The sequence below is a fragment of the Serratia sp. LTN-2 genome (assembly GCF_059740205.1).
The window spans coordinates 1-20,096 of the sequence record NZ_JCAXDO010000024.1 but is presented as its reverse complement, the minus strand read 5'-3'; the positions used below and the strand labels follow the sequence as shown (position 1 = coordinate 20,096).

Here is a 20,096-nt window from a genome sequence, read left to right as displayed (position 1 = left end):
AGAACGATATGTGGATCCTGATACTGGCTTACTTAGGCGGCATTTTGACCATCGCCAGCCCGTGCATTTTGCCGGTGCTGCCGTTCGTTTTTGCACGCGCAGACCGTCCGTTCTTGCGTTCCGGTTTGCCGTTGTTGATTGGCATGGCACTGACCTTCGCTTTGTTCGCCACGCTGGCTGCCGTCGGCGGGGGCTGGGTGGTCGCCGTCAATCAATATGGCCGCTGGCTGGCGCTGTTTCTGATGGCGCTGTTTGGCGTTACGCTGCTGTTTCCAGCGCTTTCCGAACGCGTAATGCGACCGTTGGTCTCCGCCGGTAATCGGTTATCGGATCGGGTTGCGGCGGACAAACAGAATTCAGTGGGTTCATCGTTGCTGTTGGGCGTTGCCACCGGCTTGCTTTGGGCGCCCTGCGCCGGGCCGATCCTGGGCCTGGTGCTCACCGGCGCGGCGCTGCAGGGCGCCAATGTCGGTTCGACGTTGCTGCTGTTGGCCTATGCCGCCGGCGCCGCTACGTCGCTGGCGTTGGCGCTGTTGATCGGCGGCAAGGTCTTTAGCGCCATGAAGCGTTCGCTGGGCGCCGGCGAATGGATACGCCGCGGTTTGGGAGTGGCCATGTTACTCGGCGTGGCGGCGATTGCATTCGGCCTGGACACCGGCGTGCTGGCGCGGATTTCCACCGCATCTGGCGGCGGTATCGAGCAGCGGCTGGTGCAGGCGTTTAACCCGGCGAGCCGACCGGCGGCGCTGCAAACGACGGCCGACGCCGCTCCGGCGCTGGCCGAACTGGGGGAAATGCCTTCGCTGTCGGGGGCGGTGCAGTGGCTGAACTCACCGCCGCTGCAGGCCGAAGCGCTGCGCGGCAAGGTGGTGCTGGTAGACTTTTGGACCTACTCCTGCATCAACTGTCTGCGTTCTCTGCCTTACGTGAAAGCCTGGGCGGAAAAATACCGTGACCAGGGGCTAGTGGTGATCGGCGTACATGCCCCGGAGTTTGCCTTCGAAAGAGATGTCGCTAACGTTGCTAAAGAGGCTAAAAAACTCGGTATCGACTATCCGATAGCCATCGATAACAACTATCGCATTTGGCAGGCGTTCAACAACCAGTATTGGCCTGCGCACTATTTCATCGACGCCAACGGGCGCATACGCTACCAACATTTTGGTGAAGGCGATTATGCGCAGTCTGAGCGCGTAATTCAGACGTTGTTGAGACTGGCGGGAGGAAAAGACACCAGCACCGCTATCAGTCAGGTGCATGGGCAGGGCGTGGAGCAGGCCGCCAGCCGCCAGACGGATATCTCGCCGGAAACCTACCTGGGATATCAACGTGCCGAAAACTTCGCTTCGGCGCCTGCCGTTCAGGATAGCGCCGCTGACTATGCGGCCTCGCCCCTGTTGTCGCTGAACCACTGGGCGCTGGCGGGCAATTGGACCATCGGGGCAGAACGCGCCACGCTGAACACGCCTGACGGGCGTATCGTCTATCGCTTTCACGCTCGCGATCTGCATTTGGTGCTGGGCCCAGCCGCGACGGGGCAGCCGATCGCGTTCAAAGTCACGTTGGATGGCAAAGCGCCGGGTGAAATGCATGGTGTCGATGTGGCGCCGGATGGCAGTGGCGTGATAACCGATCAACGGCTTTACCAACTGATTCGTCAAACCGACGGGGCGGGAGAGCATACCTTCAGCATTGAATTCGAGCGGGCCGGTGTGTCGGCCTATGCTTTCACCTTCGGCTAATCCAGGGGGCAGAATGAAACGCGCAAACAGGTTTAACTCGCTGCTGAGCGCTTGCACCGTCGCCGGCGCGATGGCCCTAAGCGGCATGATCCTTTGGCAGGGAAATGCGTGGGCGCTGGGCGGTGAGGCGGCGGCGGTAACGCTGCCCGCTCCGACGATAGATGAACCCGCAAATGCCTCGCACAGTGAAACCGCCATTTTCGCCGGTGGCTGCTTTTGGGGCGTACAGGGGGTTTTTCAGCATGTGAAAGGCGTGACCGGTGCGGTTTCTGGTTATGCCGGCGGGGCAGCGAAAACGGCGAATTATGACAACGTCAGCACAGGAATGACCGGTCACGCAGAATCTGTGGCGGTGACCTTTGATCCGAGGCAGGTTTCCTATGGCGCGCTATTGCAGATATTTTTCTCGGTGGTGCACGATCCTACCGAACTCAATCGGCAGGGGCCGGATAGCGGCACCCAGTACCGCTCGGCTATCTTTCCGCAAAGTGCCGCACAACAGCGGATCGCCAGCGCTTATCTGGCCCAGCTGCAGGCAAGCCGCAGTTTTGAGCGGCCGTTGATGACCCGTATCGAAAGCAACGCTCACTTCTATTCGGCGGAAGCGTATCACCAGAATTTTTTAACCGATCACCCCGATGCGCCTTATATTCGGATTAACGACCTGCCGAAAATCAAGCAGCTTGAGCAGCGTTTCCCGACCCGCTACCGCCCACAGCCGGTGTTGGTCAACGTAAACGCGCGATGAGCATCTGCAGTTGGACGGCGTTCTTCTGTACTTGCTAAACTTGCTAACGACGAGCGGCCAGGATCATTTGCGTGCTTGAAGCGCGGACAAAATACGGTGATAATCCGCCTTATCGGCAATACCGAAACAAACATCGAATTACCCGTCATACTTGAAGTTGCCTCTGTGTTGGCGGCGTGCGTTCATCCCAGTCACTTACTTGAGTAAGTTCTTGGGGATTCCCGCCCTGGCCTTCTTGATGCAACTCCAATTATCCAGGGTATCAATCCCTTCCTCGTCGGGCTAACGACGCGGGAGGGATTTTTTTTTGTAACGGCCCGGCGTCTGCGCCCGGCAACTTGTTGAACTACGAGGGTTTACTATGAGCACCTTAGGCCATCAGTCCGATAATTCATTAGTGTCCAACGCCTTTGGTTTCCTGCGCTTTCCGCTGAACTTCATGCCTTACGACAGCGATGCAGAGTGGGTCATCACCGGCATTCCGTTTGACATGGCGACCTCCGGTCGTGCCGGTGGCCGTCACGGCCCGGCGGCTATTCGTCAGGTATCCACCAACCTGGCCTGGGAAGGCAACCGCTGGCCGTGGAGCTTCGATCTGCGCGATCGTCTGAACGTGGTTGACTGCGGCGACATCGTGTTCAACTTCGGCGATGCGCAGGACATGAGCGACAAGCTGCAGGCGCACGCGGAGAAACTGCTGAAGGCCGGTAAGCGCATGCTCTCGTTCGGTGGCGACCACTTCGTCACCCTGCCTCTGCTGCGCGCGCACGCCAAGCATTTCGGCAAGCTGGCGCTGGTACACTTCGACGCCCATACCGATACCTACGCCAACGGCAGCAAGTTCGACCACGGCACCATGTTCTACCATGCGCCGAACGAAGGCCTGATTGATCCGCATCACTCAGTACAGATCGGCATTCGCACTGAGTTCGACCATGACAACGGCTTCACCGTGCTGGACGCCGCGCAGGTGAACGATCGCAGCGTGGACGACCTGCTGACGCAGATCAAAGGCATCGTCGGCGATATGCCGGTGTACCTGACCTTCGACATCGACTGCCTGGATCCGGCGTTTGCACCGGGCACCGGCACGCCGGTGATCGGCGGCTTGACTTCCGATCGTGCGCTTAAACTGGTGCGCGGCATGCAGTCGCTGAACATCGTCGGCATGGACGTGGTAGAAGTGGCGCCGGCCTATGACCAGTCCGAGATCACCGCGCTGGCCGCGGCGACCCTGGGCCTGGAGATGCTGTATCTGCAGGCGGCGAAGAAACACGCCTGACGCCAGGACACTCCTCGCTAAAAAAGCGGCTCCCATCGTATGGGGCCGCTTTTTTTATTTCATTTGTCGCCCTCCGCACTGCGATTTTCAGCCTGTTGCAACGCCTTTGCGCAATTCTGCGCAGAAATGAAACTGAGTCAGTAAAAAGGAACGGGGGCAACGGAGAGGATGAATATACTGCGCGCGGGTGCTCTGGATCTTTGTATCTGGAGCCTGCGTAAAAGGTACAAAGAGAAAAGCCCCGAGTCGATATCCATCAACCCGAGGCCTACTCTAACGCCCAACAACGTTAAGTTAGCCTCTTACCCGCCGCGAGGCAAGGAGAAGAAGGCATGATGCCGAACAAACGGAGCCTGTTAAAATTGGTGGTTATTTGTGCCACGGTAATATCACTGGCATGGATAACCCGCAGCACGCTGTGTGAGCTGCGGATCCGATCGGGCACTACGGAGGTTGCGGCCATTTTGGCTTACGAATCCGAACGGTAAGGCAACCCGGCGACGGGGGATATCCCCCGTCTGCTGGTTGTTGGCGTCCAGATCCCTGAGCACCCACTTAAAGCATTCGGTTTTCCGCTACGCAGGAGAGGGGAACGGGGTTATGCCCGCTTCATCTGCCGCGCCAGCAACATGCGGCCAAACAGTGCGCCGCCTGCCAGCAGCGTCAGCAGCTGCGAGGCGATCAGCACCGCAAAGCCTGAAGACACCTTACCCTGGCTGGCCATCACCATGCCCATCGCCATCGGCACAAACGCCGAGAACAGATTGCCGATGCCGTTGATCAGCCCATAGGCGCTGCCGACCGCCTCCGGCCGCGCATAATGTTGCAGTAGGGTCGGGATCGCCGCACCTTGCGCGCCCCAACAGGCATTGGCCGCCAGCAGGAAGAAGGCGATCCAACCAAGCTGATGGCTGCTCATCACGCCATAGATGCACAGCGCGGTCGCCGCGCCGCCGCAGACGAAGATCAGCGGAGCCTGATAAGGGCGGATACGATCGAGCAACACGCCACCGAGATATTTGGAGGCGATGCTGACGATGAAAGGCAGCGCGGCCATCCAGCCCATCTGCTTGATGGAGAAGCCCTTTTCATCGGTCAGATACGCCGGCAGCCAGGAGCTGGAGCCCCATAGATAGCTGAGCGTGGCGATCTCGATCAGCAGGATCCAGCCGAGCATCGGCGTGCGCCAGGCCAGCGCAAAGGTGTGCCAGACGCGGCTCAGCACCGGCTGCGGATCGGTGGGGCGCGAGGATGAAGACCGGGCGAGGGGATGAACGAACAGCCGCACCAGTGCCAGCCCCAGCAGCAGGTTGAGCAGCGCCAGCAGGTGAAACGACATCGCCCAGCCGAAATGCGCCATCAAAAAACTCACCAGCGGAAAGCCGAGCACCAGCCCCAACGAAACGCCTAGCGCGCTGACCGCGTTGGGCTTGCCGCGCTCGTCGGCGGCGAAATGATCGCTGATGTACATGGTCTTCAGCGAGAACAGCGGCCCTTCGCTGACGCCAAGCAGCGCGCGCACCACGCACAGCAGCATCAGCGATCCCGCCAGCGGCGAGGCGGCGGTGAGCAGCGCCCACAGCACCACGCTCAGCGTCAGCGCGCGGCGGTAACCCATCAATGTTTCCAGAAACGGCGTCAACAGCATGGCGGACAGGCCGTAGCCGAGTAAAAACACCGTCATCAGCGTGCCCTGATGGGCGCGGTCGCCGCCGAGTTGGAAGTGTTGCAGGAAGTCAGGATTGACCAACATCACGGCGATATTGACCCGATCGGCATAGGCGATAACGATCAGAAACAGCAGGGCGATCACCCCAAACCAGCGTTGACGTTGTTGCACGGCGCGTTCCTCAGTGTGAGCGGTTGACGAATTCAGGCAGCAGTAAACTTACCCGCGGAGTCCATTGCGCAGAAACGCGGGGGTGAGGCTGAGTTATGTAAATTTATTGTTATCAGATAGAGGGTGAGAGACAGTGAGGAAACACTTTTACGCGCAATACGTCGCCGGAATCAATGCAATTTTTGCCATAAATTAGCGGGGGAGCGCACAACTGACATAGGTTTTTCATATCGGTGCATTATTTCGTGATCTTTCCCGCATTTGTCATTTTTAAACAACCTTTCATTAACATTTGCCGTTCCGCTCGCTTGACGAAAGTTTCGCCAGACTTATAGTGACTGTATTAAATAAGAAACTGAGTTTCATATATGAAACAATCAGATAGAGGATAAAAGCAATGAGCTGGAAGAATGTGTGCGAAGTGTCTCAGGTGAAAGAAGATTTTCCTTTCTCCGGCAAAGTGGAAGGAAAGGAGATCGGGGTTTACCTGCTCGACGGTAACTACTACGCGCTGGAAGACGTCTGCCCGCATGCTTATGCCTTGCTCAGCCAAGGGTTTGTAGATGACGGCAAGGTTGAGTGTCCGTTGCACGAAGCGCTGTTTGACGTGCGCACCGGCCAATGTCTGCGCGAGCCGGGCGGCCGCGATCTGCAAACCTATCCCACCCGGGTGGTCGACAACCAAATCCAGATCACCTTTATCGCGGAGGAGTAATCATGCAGCACATCACCGATTTCAATCCCTGGCTGCCGGACACCCAACAGGTGACGCCGGCCCGCGAAGGCGGCAACGGTCAAATTCATCAGCCGGGCCAGTTCCGCAACGTGGTTTGGCAAAACCGCGCCCGCGTGCCGGACGGTTTCGAAACCGCGCTGGTGGCGGCGCTGGAAACGATCTTCGATCAGGGAGCGGAGGAGCTGGAGCAGATCGTCAGCGCGTTGAATCAGCGCCGTCTGTTCGATCGCAGCGGCCAGCCGTGGAATGAGGCGACGTTCCGCGAATTCCTTCACGTTAACGGTTTCTGAGCGACACCCGGGAGAAGACAATGACAGCAAACACAACATCCTCCGAACAGAGCTTGCAGGACTATCTTGACCAGGGATTGCGCGGCATGTGGTATCCGGTGCTGGCCAGTTGGGAAGTGGGCAACAACCCGGTCGGCATCACCCGTCTGGAGCAGCAAATCGTGGTGTGGCGCGACGGTGAAGGTCAGATCCACGCGTTGGAAGACCGCTGCCCGCACCGCGGCGCGCGGCTTTCCATGGGGTGGAATCTCGGCGATCGCATCGCCTGCTGGTACCACGGGGTGGAAGTCGGCGGCGACGGGACGGTAAAAGACGTGCCGGCGGTGGATCGTTGCCCGCTGGTGGGCCAAAAATGCTTGCGCTCTTACCCGGCCAAAGAAGCCTATGGCGCCGTGTTCCTCTATTTCGGCGTGACGGCGGATGAAGCGCCGGCGGAGCTGACTTTCCCGCAAGAGCTGGCGGACGAAGCGTCGTACAGCCACTTCTTGTGCACCGCCAGCTGGAACTGCAACTACCAATACGCCCTGGAAAACGTGATGGATCCGATGCACGGCACCTACCTGCACTCTTCCTCGCACTCGATGGCGGAAGGGGACCGCAAGGCGGACATGGGGCTGGAGCCGACCGACAGCGGGTTTATCTTCAAGAAGAATGGCCAGATCGGCGTCAACTTCGACTGGGTGGAGTTTGGCAACAGCGGCGCGTATTGGATGCGCCTGTCGATCCCGTATAAGAAGCGCTTCGGGCCGGGCGGCCACTTTTGGATCATCGGCATGGTGGTGCCGGAAGACAAGGATCACTGCCGGGTGTTCTTCTGGCGCATCCGTAAGGTCAAAGACTGGCAGCGCGACATGTGGCGCTTCATGTACCGCAATCGCCTGGAATCATTGCATTGGGACGTGCTCGAGCAGGATCGCATCGTGCTTGAAAACATGGCGCCTAACGCCCGCGGCCGCGAATATCTGTACCAGCACGACGTCGGCCTTTCTCGCCTGCGCCGCCTGATGCAGAAAGAAGCGCAGAAACAGCTGGCGACGCTGCGCGAGCGGGAGGCGGCGCAGTGAACGGCCTGCTGAACGGTAAACGCATCGTGGTCACCGGCGCGGCGCGCGGCCTAGGCTATAGCTTCGCCTCCGCCATTACCGCCGCCGGCGCGCAGGTGGTGATGTGCGACATTCTGGCGGATGAGCTGGCGGCGAGCGGCGCCGCGCTGCGTGAGCAGGGCGCTAAGGTGGAAACGCAAACCATCGATCTGGCGTCTCCGGATTCGATCCGCTCGGCGTTCGATAAGATCGCCGGCGGCGGCGGGATTGACGGGCTGGTGAACAACGCGGCGCTGGCGACCGGCGTCGGCGGTAAAACCATGATGGAATACGATATCGATCTATGGGATCGGGTGATGCAGGTGAACGTGCGCGGCACCTGGCTGGTCAGCCAGGCGGCGGTGCCGCTGCTGGCGCGCAGCCCGCACGCCAAGATCGTCAACGTGGCGTCGGACACTGCGCTGTGGGGTGCGCCGCGCCTGATGGCCTACGTCGCCAGCAAAGGTGCGGTGATCGCGATGACCCGATCGATGGCGCGCGAGCTTGGCCCGCAGGGTATCTGCGTTAACGCCATCGCGCCGGGCCTGACGCGGGTGGAAGCCACCGAGTATGTGCCTGCCGAACGTCATCAGCTGTATGAGCAGGGGCGTGCGCTGGCCGGCGCGCAGCATCCGAACGATGTAAATGGAACGGTGCTTTATCTGCTGTCGCCGCTGGCGGATTTCGTCACCGGCCAACTGTTGCCGGTCAACGGCGGCTTCGTATTCAACTGACGGCCCACAGGGCAGGCGCACAGCGCAGGAGCGAAACATGGCGGACGAGCAAGCATGTAAATATCTGATCCCGGGACTGGATCGCGGGTTGCAGTTGCTGCTGGCGTTTGGCGAGCAGCATAAGGAAATGACCTTCGCCGAGCTGCACCGTCTGGTCGATATGCCGAAGGCCACCGCCTACCGCGTGGTGCAAACGCTCGAGCATCTGGGCTTTTTGGAGCGCAATCCGCGCACCAACACTTTTGCGCTGGGCATCAAGGTGCTGCGCCTTGGCTTCGAATACATCGCGTCGCTGGACGTGGCACAGGCCGGCCAGCCAGTGATCGAGCAGCTGCGCGATCGCAGCCAGTGCAGCAGCCATCTGGCGATCCGCGACGGACGCGACGTGATCTATATCGCCCGCGTCAGCGCCGCCGGTTCACAGATCAATCAGGTCAGCGTCGGCACCCGCTTGCCGGTACACCAAACCTCGCTCGGGCGCATGCTGTTGACCAGCGCCACCCGCAGCGAGTTCGAACAGCTTTACCCGGATGCCCAGCTGCCGGGCAATGCGCCGGGCACCCCGGCGGATCGCGAAACGCTGTGGCAAATGGTGCAGCAAGACAAAGCGCGCGGCTATGTGATCGGCGAATCGTTCTTCCGCCACGGCATCTCCTCGATCGTCTACCCGATTTTCAACCGCGAGCAGCGGGTCGAGGCGGTGGTCAGCATCATGGTGCCGTCCGATGAGATCCCGAAAGCGGATCGCGAGCGGCTGCGCATGGAAGTGCGCGACGCGGCGGAGAAAATTTCCGGCTTCCTGGGCGCGCCGCCGCAGGCCAACGTCGGCTAACCGACAGAACCGACTCTTTTACTCAGGCAGGGATAAGGTCCATAGCAAACAGGGGCCGGGGTTCGATCATGCCTGAAAAACGTATGCAGCGAGAACGAGAGGCTGAACAATGAGCGTAATCGGAATCGAAAAACTGGAATTTGGCGTCGAAGATCTGCCAACCTGCGAAAAATTCATGCGAGACTTCGGCCTGCAACCCGCCGCACAACAAGAGGGCGAACCGCAGCGCGAATTCACTACCCTGAGCGGGGCGCGGGTCGTCCTGCATCCGATGCAAAGCGCGGCGCTGCCTGCGGCGTTTGAAGGCGGTTCCACCCTGCGTCGCATGACCTGGGGCGTGGCCTCGCCCGCCGATCTGGCACGCCTGCAGCCGCGTTTGGCGCTGATGCCCGGCTTCCGTCAGGTGGGAGATGCGCTGGAATGCCTCGATCCTAACGGCATGACGCTGCGCTTCGTCGTCAGCCGCCAGCAGGCGGTCGAGGTGCCGGTCACGCCGATCAACCAATGGGGCGACGTGCGCCGCATCGATCAACCCAGCCCGGTCTATTCGCAAGCGCAGCCGATCAACATCGGCCACGTGGTGTTCTTCGTTGAGGATCTGGCGGCGACCGAGCGTTTCTACCGCGAGCTGTTGGATTTCCAGGTATCGGATCGCTACATCGATCGCGCCGTTTTCCTGCGCACCCAGCCGCGCGGCGGCCACCATAACCTGTTCCTGCTGAAGCTGCCTAATCGTCCACGCGGCCTGAACCATGTGGCGTTCACCGTGCGCGATATCCATGAGGTGATCGGCGGCGGCATCGCCATGAACAAAGAGCGGTGGAGCACCTTTATCGGCCCCGGCCGTCACCCGATTTCCTCGGCCTATTTCTGGTACGTCAACAGCCCGACCGGCGGCGCGTTCGAGTACTACACCAACGACGATTATCTGACGGAAAACTGGCAGCCGCGTGAGCTAGAGCATTCGCTGGTCTCCTTCACCGAATGGGCGGTAGAAGGCGGCATCGATCACGACACGCGCCGCCAGCATAAAAAGGCGGAGGCGTTATGAACCAGCCGGAACACGCGGGCATCGTCATCGTCGGCGGCGGCCAGGCCGGCGGCTGGGCGGCCAATACGCTGCGCGACCGGGGGTACAGCGGCCGGCTGACGGTTGTCAGCGACGAACCCTACGATTTTTACGAGCGGCCGCCGCTGTCGAAAGCGGCGCTGCTGGATGCCGCCGCTCCCCTCAGCCGGCTGTTCAGCGAACAGGCGGTGGCAGAGCTGAACATCGACTGGCGCCGCCCGCTGCGCGCCGAATCCATCGACGCAGAGCATCAAATCGTCACGCTCAGCGACGGGCAACGGCTGCAATTCGAGCAGTTGCTGATCGCCACCGGCGGGCGGCCGCGTTTGCCGGGCGCCGCCTGGGCGCAGCACCCGCGCGTCATGACGTTGCGTTCCTGGGACGATGCGGCCCGGTTGCGGCAGGGGCTGCAGGGCTGCCGTCGCCTGGCTGTCGTCGGCGGCGGTTGGATCGGGCTGGAGATCGCCGCTTCTGCGCGCCGTCTCGGCGCCGAGGTGACGGTGTTTGAACGCCAACCCGCGCTGTGCATGCGCAGCGTCGGCGCCGACGTCTCACAGGCGTTGCTCGAGCTGCATCGCCAGCAGGGCGTCACGCTGTTGTGCGGCTGCGGCGAAATCTCGCTGGAAGATCGTGACGGCGCGGCCTGGATCGGCAGCGAACTCAGCGATCCGCAGGCGTTCGATCTGGTCGTGGTGGGGATCGGCGTCGAGCTGAATCTCGAACTGGCGCGCAGCGCCGGGCTGGCGATCGAGTCCGGCATCGTGGTCGACGGTCAGGGGCGCACCAGCCATCCGGCGATCTTCGCTGCCGGCGACGTGGCGCGCCACCCGACGCTCGGCCTGTGCCTGCAGTCCTGGGCCTACGCGCAAAATCAGGCCATCAGCACCGCCTGCGCGATGCTCGATGCCTTCGCCGCCCCGTATGACGACGTGGCCTGGCTGTGGTCGGATCAATACGACGCCAATATCCAGATCCTCGGCGTGCCGAGCGGCGGCGTGCACCATGTGGTGCGCCGCACGCCGCAGTCGCAGGTGTTCTTCACGTTGAACGCCGATCGGCAGCTGGTGCAGATGGTGGCGTTCAACGATGCGCGCACCATCAAGCTCGGCAAGCGTTGGCTGGCGAGCGGCCGGGTGCTGGATCCGCAGCAGCTGGCGGATGCGGAGTTTTCTTTGATGGCGTTGAAATAACGCCCGAACCTCGGGAGCGTTTTATGACTACGCAAGACATTGACGCCCGCGCTGGACGGGCGGGGGAAACCGTTGCCGAAAATCCGCAGCAGCGGGTGCGCTGGTCGGTGCCGATCGCGCTGTTTGCCTGCGTACTGCTGGCGTTTTTCGACAAGATCAGCATCGCGGCGTTGTTTTCCGACGCCGAGTTTCAGCAGGCGTTGGGCATCGGTTTTGACCCGGCGCGGCTGGGGTTGCTGATGAGCGCGTTTCTGTTCTCGTACGGCATTTCTTCGATGCTGCTCAGCGGCATTGGCGATCGGCTTAACCCGGTCAAAGTATTGATTGGCATGATGGTGGTGTGGGGCGTGCTGATGGTGTTGATGGGGCTGGTGCGTTCCTATCACGCCATGATGACGCTGCGCATTCTGCTCGGCATCGCCGAAGGGCCGCTGTTGCCGATGGCTTACGCCATTATTCGCCAGGCCTTCCCGCCGCAGCTGCAGGCGCGCGCCACCATGCTGTGGCTGCTCGGCACGCCGCTGGGGGCCGCGCTCGGCTTCCCGGTTACCCTGTACATCCTCAATACCTTCGACTGGCAGGCGACCTTCTTCTTTATGGCGTTTCTGACGCTGCCGGTGATGTTGCTGGTGCTGTTCGGCATGCGCCACCTGAACGTATCGCGTCCGGCGGCGGCGGCCAAACCGGCGGTTTCCGAGCGCAAACAGCACCGCCGCGAGCTGTTGCGCAGTCCGCACTTCTGGATGATTTGCCTGTTCAACATCGCCTTCCTGACCTACCTGTGGGGCATGAACGGCTGGCTGCCGAGCTACCTGATCAAGGGCAAAGGCATTCATCTGGAGCATGCCGGTTACCTCTCTTCGCTGCCGTTCATCGCCATGTTGCTCGGCGAAGTGCTGGGCGCCTGGCTGTCGGACAAGCTGGATCGCCGCGCGCTGGCCTGCTTCCTGTCGCTGTGCGGCGCCGGTCTCGGCCTGGCAGTGGTGCTGCATCTGCAGGGCACTTACAGCGTGATCGCCGCCATGGCCTTCAGCACCTTTATGTGGGGCGCCGGCGCGCCGAATATTTTCGCACTGTTGGCAAAGGCGACCAGCAGCAAGGTCAGCGCCACCGCCGGCGGCATCTTCAACGGATTGGGCAATTTTGCCGGCGCGCTGGCGCCGGTGCTGATGGGGGCGTTGATCGCCGCCACCGGCAATATGGATAACGGCCTGCTGTTCCTGGTGGTGATGGCGTTCGTCGGTTGCCTCATTCTGCTGCCGTTGCTGAGAAAGTACTGATTAATCAATCGATTCAACAGAGGAGTGACAACATGTCTCAGGTTGAGAACAAAGCCGGCGTCAAGCCGCAGGATCTGTCGATAGAGAACTGGGTGGAGTCGCGCATCGCCCGTTTCGAAGGCCGGAAATACGACTGGAATGCGCTGAAATTCCAGGCCGACTTCGATCCGAAATACCGTCGTGCGCAGATGCGCTACATCGGTACCGGCGCCACCGGCGTGGCCAGCGACGCCAATACCATTCCGGCGGGCAACTTCACCTTTTCCACCATGGTGCTGCCGTCGAAGTGCGAGGGCCCGCTGCACCTGCATGACGACGTGGAGGAAGTGTTCTTCATGCTGAAAGGCAGCATCACGCTGATGATCCAGGATGGCGAAGAGTATTACGAGACCAAGCTGAAAGAGCGCGATCTGATCTCGGTGCCGGCGGGGGTGTATCGCGGCCTGTTCAATCACGGCGAGGAAGAGGCGCTGATGTGCGTGATGCTCGGCACCGCCAAGCCGGAGATCCCGACCTATCCGGCGGATCACCCGCTGTCCAAAGTGAAGCGCAACTGATGAACGGCCTGGCGCAACGCCAACGGGCGCGCTGCGGGGCGTACACCCTGAGCTGGCGCGAGGCTGGGCAGGGGCAGCCGGTAGTGTTGCTGCACGGCATCAGCTCCGGATCCGCCTCGTGGATCAAGCAGTTCAACGAGAGCGGCCTGACGGACAGTCACCGTCTGGTGGCGTGGGACGCGCCGGGCTACGGCGGCAGCCTGCCGTTGGCGGAACCGCAGGCCGATGCCGCCGGTTATGCGGCGGCGTTGGCGGCGCTGATTGATGAGCTGCAGCTGGTGCAGCCGCTGATCGTCGGCCATTCGCTGGGGGCGCTGATCGGCAGCGCCTACGCCGCCGGCTATCCGGATGGGCTGTGCGGGCTGGTGTTGGCGGATCCGGCGCAGGGGTACGCCACGGCGCCGGAGGAAAAACGTCGGCAGGTATACGGCCAGCGCCAACAAATGATAGAGACGCTGGGGCCGGTCGGCTACGGCGAGCAGCGGGCGGCGGCGTTGCTGCGCGAAGGGGCGGATCCGCAGGACATCGCCTGGGTGCGCAACGGCATGCAGCAGCTCGATCCCGACGGTTTTCTGCGCGCCGCCTGGATGCTGGCCAACGACGATATCGGCCGTTATCTGGCGCGCTATCGCGGCCCGCTGGAAGTGTGGTGCGGCGAACAGGATCGCATTACGCCGCCGGAGAACGCGGGCGAGCTGGCGCGCGATCAGGACGCGACGCTGCGCCTGATCGCCGCCGCCGGCCACGCCAGCTACCTCGATGCACCGGGGTGTTTCAACCGCTATCTGCGGGACTTTACGGGAGCAATCCAACGATGAATTTTCAGCTTGAGAATCGAGTGGCGGTGGTGACCGGCGGTTCGTCGGGCATCGGTTTCGAAACCCTGAAGCTGCTGCTGGCCGAAGGGGCGAAGGTGGCGTTCTGCGGCCGCGATCCGGACAAACTGGCCGGCGCGGAGGCCAGCCTGCGCGCGGACTTCCCGCAGGCGGAGATCCTGGCGCTGCGCTGTGACGTGTTGGACGCGCAGCAGGTGGCGCAGTTCGCCGCCCAGGTGACGGCGCATTTCGGCGGCGTGGATCTGCTGATCAACAACGCCGGCCAGGGCTTCGTCGCGCATTTTGACCAGACGCCGCGCGAAGCCTGGCTGCATGAAGCCGAGCTGAAGCTGTTCGGCGTGATTAACCCGGTGCAGGCGTTTTTACCGGCGCTGGAGCGTTCGGCGATCGCGTCGATCACTTGCGTGAACTCGCTGCTGGCGCTGCAGCCGGAAGAACACATGATCGCCACCTCGGCGGCACGCGCCGCGCTGCTCAACATGACGCTGACGCTGTCGAAAGAGCTGGTGGACAAAGGCATTCGCGTTAACTCGATCCTGTTGGGGATGGTGGAGTCGGGCCAATGGCGCCGCCGTTTCGAAGAGCGCAGCGATAAAGATCAAAGCTGGGAGCAGTGGACGGCGGCGATCGCCGAACGGCGCGGCATCCCGATGAAGCGCCTCGGCAAACCGCAGGAGCCGGCGCAGGCGCTGCTGTTCCTCGCTTCGCCGCTGGCTTCCTTTACCACCGGCGCGGCGCTGGACGTTTCCGGCGGCTTTAACCGCCATGTGTAGCAGGGGCCGAAAAAGATGAAGAAGATCATGATGATTGGCTACGGTGCGATGGCGAAGGAAGTGATCGCCCGTTTGCCGGAAGGCGTGGAGGTCGGCTGGATCCTGGCGCGCGCAGCTCATCATGCGGCGATCGCCGAGGCCTTCGGCGGGCAGGTGCAGGCGCTGACCCATCCCGAGCAGTGTTCGCAGCGGCCGGATCTGGTGCTGGAGTGCGCCAGCCAGCAGGCGGTGGCGGAGTTCGGCGAAGCGGTGCTGCAACGCGGTTGGCCGCTGGCGGTGATCTCGACCGGCGCGCTGGCGGACGCCGCATTGCAACAGCGGCTGCAGCAGGCCTGCCGCAGCCATCAAGGGCGGCTGATCGTGCTGTCCGGTGCGGTGGCGGGAATGGACGGGTTGGCGTCGGCGCGCGAAGGCGGGCTGGAGAGCGTGACCTACCAGGCCAGCAAAAGTCCGGCCAGCTGGCGCGGCAGCAAGGCGGAGCAGTTGATCGACCTCGATGCGGTGAGCGAGGCGCAGGTATTTTTTGAAGGATCGGCGCGCGAAGCGGCGCGTTTGTTCCCGGCCAACGCCAACGTGGCGGCCACTATTGCGCTCAACGGCCTGGGGATGGATGCCACCCGGGTGCGTCTGCAGGTCGATCCCGCCACCCGGCGCAATACCCATCGTCTGCAGGTGTGCGGCGATTTTGGCGAGTTCCACATCGAGCTGAGCGGCACCCCGCTGGCGAGCAATCCCAAAACATCAACCCTGGCGGCGCTGAGCGCGGTACAAGCCTGCCGCCGTCTGGTGGACGGCGGTTTTATTGCCTGAAGGGCAGGAGCGAAGCATGGAACGATTGAATATTTTTGTCGCCGGGCGCTGGCGTGAAGGGCGTGGCGAAGAGATGACTTCGGTATTCCCGGCCGACGGCAGCGTCAACGCGCGGCTGCGCGCTGCTAACGTCGAGGACGTGAACGAGGCGGTGGAGGCGGCGGAACGCGCCTGGCGCGCGCCGGAGTGGCGCGGGTTGGTGCCGCATCAGCGCGCCTCGATCCTCTACCGCGTCAGCAACCTGATCCTGGCGCAGCAGGAGCAGTTGGCCGAGCTGCAGACCCGCGACAACGGCAAGCCGCTGGCGGAAACCCGCGGCCTGGTGGCCAGCGCGGCGGCGACCGCGCGCTACTTCGCCGCCGCCTGCGAAGCGTTGGAAGGCGAGTTGCCGACCCCGCGTAGCGCCGAGGTGATGACGCTCAGCCAGTATCAGCCGATGGGGGTGATCGCCGCCATTACGCCGTGGAATTCGCCGATCGCCAGCGAAATGCAGAAGGTGGCGCCGGCGCTGGCGGCGGGCAACGCGGTGGTGCTCAAACCGGCCGAAGCCACGCCCCTGATGGCGCTGAAGCTGGCTGAGCTGTTCGAACAGGCGGGTCTGCCAGCCGGGTTGCTCAGCGTATTGCCGGGCAAAGGTTCGGTGATCGGCGAGGCGTTGGCGCGTCATCCGCTGGTGAAAAAGATCGCCTTTACCGGCGGTACCGGCACCGGGCGCCATTTGGCGCACATCGCCGCCGACAAGCTGATCCCCACGTCGCTGGAGCTGGGCGGTAAATCGCCGACCATCGTGCTGGAGGACGCCGATCTGGAACAGGCGGCGCGCGGCATCTGTTACGGCATTTTCAGCTCCGCCGGCCAGGCGTGCATCGCCGGTTCGCGGCTGTTCGTGCATCGTTCGCTGTATCAGCCGTTGCTGGCGCGCTTGACCGAACTGACGGCGGGGTTGCGCATCGGCAACCCGCTGGTGCCGGGTGTGCATCTTGGTCCGCTGATCAGCGCCAAACATCGGCAAAGCGTGGCGGACTACGTGGCGCTGGCGCGGCAGGAGGGCGGCCGGGTGCTCATCGGCGGCGAAGCGCCGGCCGATCCGCAGTTGGCGAACGGCAGTTATTACCTGCCGACCATCATCGAAGGATTGAACAACGACGCTCGCGTCTGCCAGGAGGAGATCTTCGGGCCGGTGCTGGTGGCGCTGCCGTTCGACGACGAACAACGGCTGATTGAACAGGCCAATGACTCGGTGTACGGCCTGGCGGCCGGCATCTGGAGCCGTGATTTCCCGCGGGCGATGGCGTTGGCGGAACGGCTGGAAACCGGCACCGTCTGGGTCAACACCTACAAAACGTTCTCGATTTCCACGCCGTTCGGCGGTTTCAAGGAAAGCGGGCTGGGCCGCGAAAAAGGCCTGAACGGCATCAAGGCCTACATGCAGCAGAAAAGCCTGTATCTGGCGCTGAGCCATCAGGTGAACCGCTGGAGCGACTAGGCCGACACCTCTACGCATAATCCTAATAACGAATACCCTAAGAAGGCAGATGATGAGCGATAAAATCACGGTTGGCGAGGCGATAGCCCGGACTCTGGAACAGTACGCGGTGTCGGCGATGTACGGCATCATTTCGATTCATAATCTGCCGATCGCCGATGCGGTGGGGCAGCGCGATAAGATCCGTTTCGTGCCGGCGCGCGGCGAAGCCGGTGCGGTCACCATGGCCGACGCGCACGGGCGCTTCTCCGGTCTGGGCGTGGCGTTGACCAGCACCGGCGCCGGCGCCGGCAACGCGGTGGGGGCGATGATTGAGGCGCTCAACGCCAACACGCCGCTGTTGCATATCACCGGCCAGGTAGAGAAAGCCTATCTGGACGCCGACGCCGGCTTTATTCATGAAACCCGCGATCAGCTCGGCTTCCTGCGCGCCTGCTCCAAGCGCGCTTATCGGGTCAATTCGCCTGAGCAGGCGGTGGCGGTGATCCAGCGGGCGATCCTGGATGCGCAAACCGTGCCCTGCGGCCCGGTGGCGGTCGAGATCCCGATCGATATTCAAAGCAGCCTGGTTTCCCGTTCGGTGCTGAGCGAACCGTTGGCGCCGGCGCCATTGCCGAAGGCGGACGATGCGGCGGTGGAGCGGCTGCATCAGCGGTTGAAACAGGCCAAGCGTCCGCTGCTGTGGTTAGGCGGCGGCGCCTTGGCCTGCGGCGACGCGGTGCGCAAGCTGGCGGACGCCGGCGTGGCGGTAATCTCCAGCACCCACGGGCGCGGCATTCTGCCGGACAGCCATCCACGTAGCCTGCGGGCGTTCCATAACTCACCGAGCATCGAAGCGATCCTGACGCAGTGCGATCTGACGCTGGTGGCCGGTTCGCGCCTGCGCAGTAATGAAACCCGCACCTGGACGCTGCCGCTGCCGCGCCCGCTGGTGCAGATCGACATTGATCCGGCGGCGGCCAACCGCAATTACCTGGCCGATGAGCAGGTCAACGGTGACTGCGTCGCGCTGCTGACGGCGCTGGCGGCGCGGCTGGCCCCCGGCGAGAAGGTCAACGCCGAGTGGGATGCCGAGATCGCCGGAGCGGTGCGGCAGGCGGAGAACGCGCTGCGTCAGCAGTCCGGTGAATACGCCAAACTCAATGACGCCATCGACGCCGCGCTGCCGCAGGATGGATTGCTGGTGCGCGATATCACCGTTTCCGGCAGCGTCTGGGGCAGCCGTTTGTTCCGCGCGATCTCGCCGCTGTGCAACGTTCACTCGCTGGCCGGGGCCATCGGCATGGGGCTGCCGATGGCCATCGGCACCGCGATCGCCAACCCGCAGCGCAAGGTGGTGGGGCTGGTGGGCGACGGCGGTCTGGCGCTGGGCCTGGGCGAGCTGGCGACCATGGCGCAGGAACAGGTGAATATCACTCTGCTTATCATGAATGACGGCGGTTATGGCGTGATGCGCGGCATTCAGGACAAGTATTTCGCCGGGCGCCAGTATTACAACGAGCTGCATACGCCGGCCTTTACCCAGATCGCCGAAGCGATGGGGCTGAAAGCCTGGAAGGTGGAAGCTGCGGCGCAGTTCAACGGCGTGTTGGCCGAGGCGATCAACTACCCGGGGCCGTCGGTGGTCGAGGTGGACATGAAGCAGGTCGGGCCGCTGACCTTCGCCGGGCCGCCGCAGAAAACGCTGTATTGAGACGGAAAAAAAACGCCCGGCAATCGCCGGGCGTTCTCGCGGTTATTTCTCTGCCGCGATGCGATCGCGAATGTGCTGCGCGCGCGCTTGGGAAGAAGGGTGATCGTCGAACAGGCTGCTCTGGCGGCCGGCTTCCATCTGGGCCAGCTTCTCGAAGCTGGTGGCCAGGCCGTTCGGATCGATGCCGCGTTTTTTCAGCAGATCGAACGAGTAATCATCCGCTTCGCTTTCCTGCTTCTGCGAGAACTGGGCGCTGACCAGCTTCTCGCCGATGTCTGCCAGCTGCGACTGCGACAGTGAACCGATGACGCCGCCGGCGGAGGACGCCGCGGTGCGCAGCGCCACGGTGCCGTAAGCCACCTGCATCGCCTTGCGGGTGTGGCCCAGCGCCACGTGGCCCATTTCGTGGCCCAGCACGCCTTCCACTTCGTTGTCGTTCATCATGTCCATCAGGCCGCTGTAAACGCGGATGCAGCCGTTGGCCATCGCCCAGGCGTTGACGTCTTTGGTCACGTAGACCTTGTAGTTGGCCGGGGTGCCGTTGATGTTGTCGCCCAGCGCCGCGGCGATTTTGTTGAGGCGCTTGGCGTAGGTGCTGTCGGCCGGCGCGATTTGTGCCTTGCTGTCCATCTCGGCGCAGGATTTATCACTCAGGGCCTTAACGTCGTTGTTGCTCAGGGTCGCCGCCTGGAACGCCTGCGCGCCGGACTGCATCAAGGTTTCGGTGTTCAGGTTTTGACAGCCGGTTGCCAAGGTGGCAATGCCCAACGCAATCAAAGAGGTACGGATCTTCATAACGCCATCTTCCTGTGAAGGTAACAAGGTAAAAAAGTCATTTTGCTTGGAGGAAATCTTGTCGCAAGAGCCTAGTGTACGCCAGCCGGGGCGAGAATAGTGTTATTCCGAAAAAGCGTCCAATCGTGCTAATAAGTGGTGAACTCGCTCTCATTTGGCATTAGGGATTGCCGTTGTGATGTGGAGTCTGAGAAAATAGGGAACTTGACTGCTTTTTTTATCCGACCTGGAGTAAAACATGTCCTCTCGTAAAGAGCTTGCCAACGCCATCCGCGCACTCAGCATGGACGCCGTACAAAAAGCAAATTCCGGCCACCCGGG

General features: G+C 62.3%; 21 protein-coding genes. 19 read left to right on the top strand and 2 right to left on the bottom strand.

Going from position 1 to position 20,096, the window contains the following annotated elements; all coding sequences use genetic code 11:
* Positions 1-8 precede the first annotated feature (8 nt).
* The 4 genes from AC6BYQ_RS25635 (at position 9) to AC6BYQ_RS25620 (ending at position 4,260) form a co-directional block, all read left to right on the top strand.
* The gene (locus AC6BYQ_RS25635; RefSeq protein WP_498057718.1) at positions 9-1,742 is read left to right on the top strand and encodes a cytochrome c biogenesis protein DipZ; all 1,734 of its coding nucleotides are present in this window, start codon (positions 9-11) and stop codon (positions 1,740-1,742) included.
* Positions 1,743-1,755: 13 nt separating this feature from the next.
* Complete coding sequence (gene msrA / locus AC6BYQ_RS25630) at positions 1,756-2,490, top strand: peptide-methionine (S)-S-oxide reductase MsrA (protein WP_498057727.1); 735 nt, start codon at positions 1,756-1,758, stop codon at positions 2,488-2,490.
* Between the two features lie 361 nt (positions 2,491-2,851).
* Entirely contained in the window at positions 2,852-3,772 is a 921-nt protein-coding gene (gene speB / locus AC6BYQ_RS25625) for an agmatinase (RefSeq protein WP_004937606.1), read from the top strand.
* 335 nt (positions 3,773-4,107) lie between these two features.
* The gene (locus AC6BYQ_RS25620; RefSeq protein WP_004937610.1) at positions 4,108-4,260 is read left to right on the top strand and encodes a Hok/Gef family protein; all 153 of its coding nucleotides are present in this window, start codon (positions 4,108-4,110) and stop codon (positions 4,258-4,260) included.
* Between the two features lie 110 nt (positions 4,261-4,370).
* Here AC6BYQ_RS25620 and AC6BYQ_RS25615 read toward each other — a convergent pair whose 3' ends face one another.
* On the bottom strand, positions 4,371-5,612 hold the full coding sequence (locus AC6BYQ_RS25615) for an MFS transporter (RefSeq protein ID WP_239043847.1): 1,242 nt from the start codon (positions 5,610-5,612) through the stop codon (positions 4,371-4,373).
* A gap of 397 nt (positions 5,613-6,009) precedes the next feature.
* Between AC6BYQ_RS25615 and AC6BYQ_RS25610 the strand changes: the two genes are divergently transcribed.
* The 14 genes from AC6BYQ_RS25610 (at position 6,010) to AC6BYQ_RS25545 (ending at position 18,980) form a co-directional block, all read left to right on the top strand.
* Positions 6,010-6,327, top strand: a complete 318-nt coding sequence (locus AC6BYQ_RS25610; RefSeq protein ID WP_004937614.1) for a non-heme iron oxygenase ferredoxin subunit — start codon at positions 6,010-6,012, stop codon at positions 6,325-6,327.
* Positions 6,328-6,329: 2 nt separating this feature from the next.
* Positions 6,330-6,638, top strand: a complete 309-nt coding sequence (locus AC6BYQ_RS25605; RefSeq protein ID WP_019456046.1) for a recombinase-like helix-turn-helix domain-containing protein — start codon at positions 6,330-6,332, stop codon at positions 6,636-6,638.
* Positions 6,639-6,658: 20 nt separating this feature from the next.
* Complete coding sequence (locus AC6BYQ_RS25600) at positions 6,659-7,702, top strand: Rieske 2Fe-2S domain-containing protein (RefSeq protein WP_025160349.1); 1,044 nt, start codon at positions 6,659-6,661, stop codon at positions 7,700-7,702.
* A complete protein-coding gene (locus AC6BYQ_RS25595; protein WP_498057717.1) occupies positions 7,699-8,454 on the top strand; it encodes an SDR family oxidoreductase in 756 nt (251 codons plus the stop codon). The genes AC6BYQ_RS25600 and AC6BYQ_RS25595 overlap by 4 nt, the downstream gene beginning before the upstream one ends.
* 37 nt (positions 8,455-8,491) lie before the next feature.
* Positions 8,492-9,286 carry an IclR family transcriptional regulator gene (locus AC6BYQ_RS25590; protein WP_004937625.1) on the top strand — a complete coding sequence of 265 codons (795 nt, stop codon included), beginning with the start codon at positions 8,492-8,494 and terminating at the stop codon, positions 9,284-9,286.
* 109 nt (positions 9,287-9,395) lie between these two features.
* Positions 9,396-10,337 carry a VOC family protein gene (locus AC6BYQ_RS25585; protein WP_498057716.1) on the top strand — a complete coding sequence of 314 codons (942 nt, stop codon included), beginning with the start codon at positions 9,396-9,398 and terminating at the stop codon, positions 10,335-10,337.
* Positions 10,334-11,545 (top strand): NAD(P)/FAD-dependent oxidoreductase, encoded by a 1,212-nt coding sequence (locus AC6BYQ_RS25580; RefSeq protein ID WP_498057715.1) that lies wholly within the window; start codon positions 10,334-10,336, stop codon positions 11,543-11,545. Before AC6BYQ_RS25585 ends, AC6BYQ_RS25580 begins: the two co-directional genes overlap by 4 nt.
* 23 nt (positions 11,546-11,568) lie before the next feature.
* The gene (locus AC6BYQ_RS25575) at positions 11,569-12,825 is read left to right on the top strand and encodes an MFS transporter (RefSeq protein WP_016930045.1); all 1,257 of its coding nucleotides are present in this window, start codon (positions 11,569-11,571) and stop codon (positions 12,823-12,825) included.
* Between the two features lie 32 nt (positions 12,826-12,857).
* Positions 12,858-13,382, top strand: coding sequence for a cupin domain-containing protein (locus AC6BYQ_RS25570; RefSeq protein ID WP_019456040.1), 525 nt, complete (start codon positions 12,858-12,860; stop codon positions 13,380-13,382).
* Entirely contained in the window at positions 13,382-14,200 is an 819-nt protein-coding gene (locus AC6BYQ_RS25565; protein WP_498057714.1) for an alpha/beta fold hydrolase, read from the top strand. The genes AC6BYQ_RS25570 and AC6BYQ_RS25565 overlap by 1 nt, the downstream gene beginning before the upstream one ends.
* Positions 14,197-14,991: an SDR family oxidoreductase gene (locus AC6BYQ_RS25560; RefSeq protein ID WP_019456038.1), complete on the top strand. Its 795-nt coding sequence runs from the start codon at positions 14,197-14,199 to the stop codon at positions 14,989-14,991. The genes AC6BYQ_RS25565 and AC6BYQ_RS25560 overlap by 4 nt, the downstream gene beginning before the upstream one ends.
* Positions 14,992-15,006: 15 nt before the next feature.
* Positions 15,007-15,801 (top strand): aspartate dehydrogenase, encoded by a 795-nt coding sequence (locus AC6BYQ_RS25555; RefSeq protein ID WP_063917993.1) that lies wholly within the window; start codon positions 15,007-15,009, stop codon positions 15,799-15,801.
* Between the two features lie 16 nt (positions 15,802-15,817).
* Entirely contained in the window at positions 15,818-17,287 is a 1,470-nt protein-coding gene (locus AC6BYQ_RS25550) for an aldehyde dehydrogenase (RefSeq protein WP_498057713.1), read from the top strand.
* 52 nt (positions 17,288-17,339) lie between these two features.
* Positions 17,340-18,980, top strand: coding sequence for a thiamine pyrophosphate-binding protein (locus AC6BYQ_RS25545; protein ID WP_498057726.1), 1,641 nt, complete (start codon positions 17,340-17,342; stop codon positions 18,978-18,980).
* Between the two features lie 42 nt (positions 18,981-19,022).
* On the opposite strand, the gene loiP is transcribed toward AC6BYQ_RS25545, so the two are convergent.
* Positions 19,023-19,775: a metalloprotease LoiP gene (gene loiP / locus AC6BYQ_RS25540; RefSeq protein WP_019456034.1), complete on the bottom strand. Its 753-nt coding sequence runs from the start codon at positions 19,773-19,775 to the stop codon at positions 19,023-19,025.
* Between the two features lie 238 nt (positions 19,776-20,013).
* On the opposite strand from loiP, the gene AC6BYQ_RS25535 reads away from it, so the two are divergent.
* On the top strand, positions 20,014-20,096 hold an 83-nt coding region (locus tag AC6BYQ_RS25535; protein ID WP_134267863.1), incomplete at its 3' end, for a thiamine pyrophosphate-binding protein.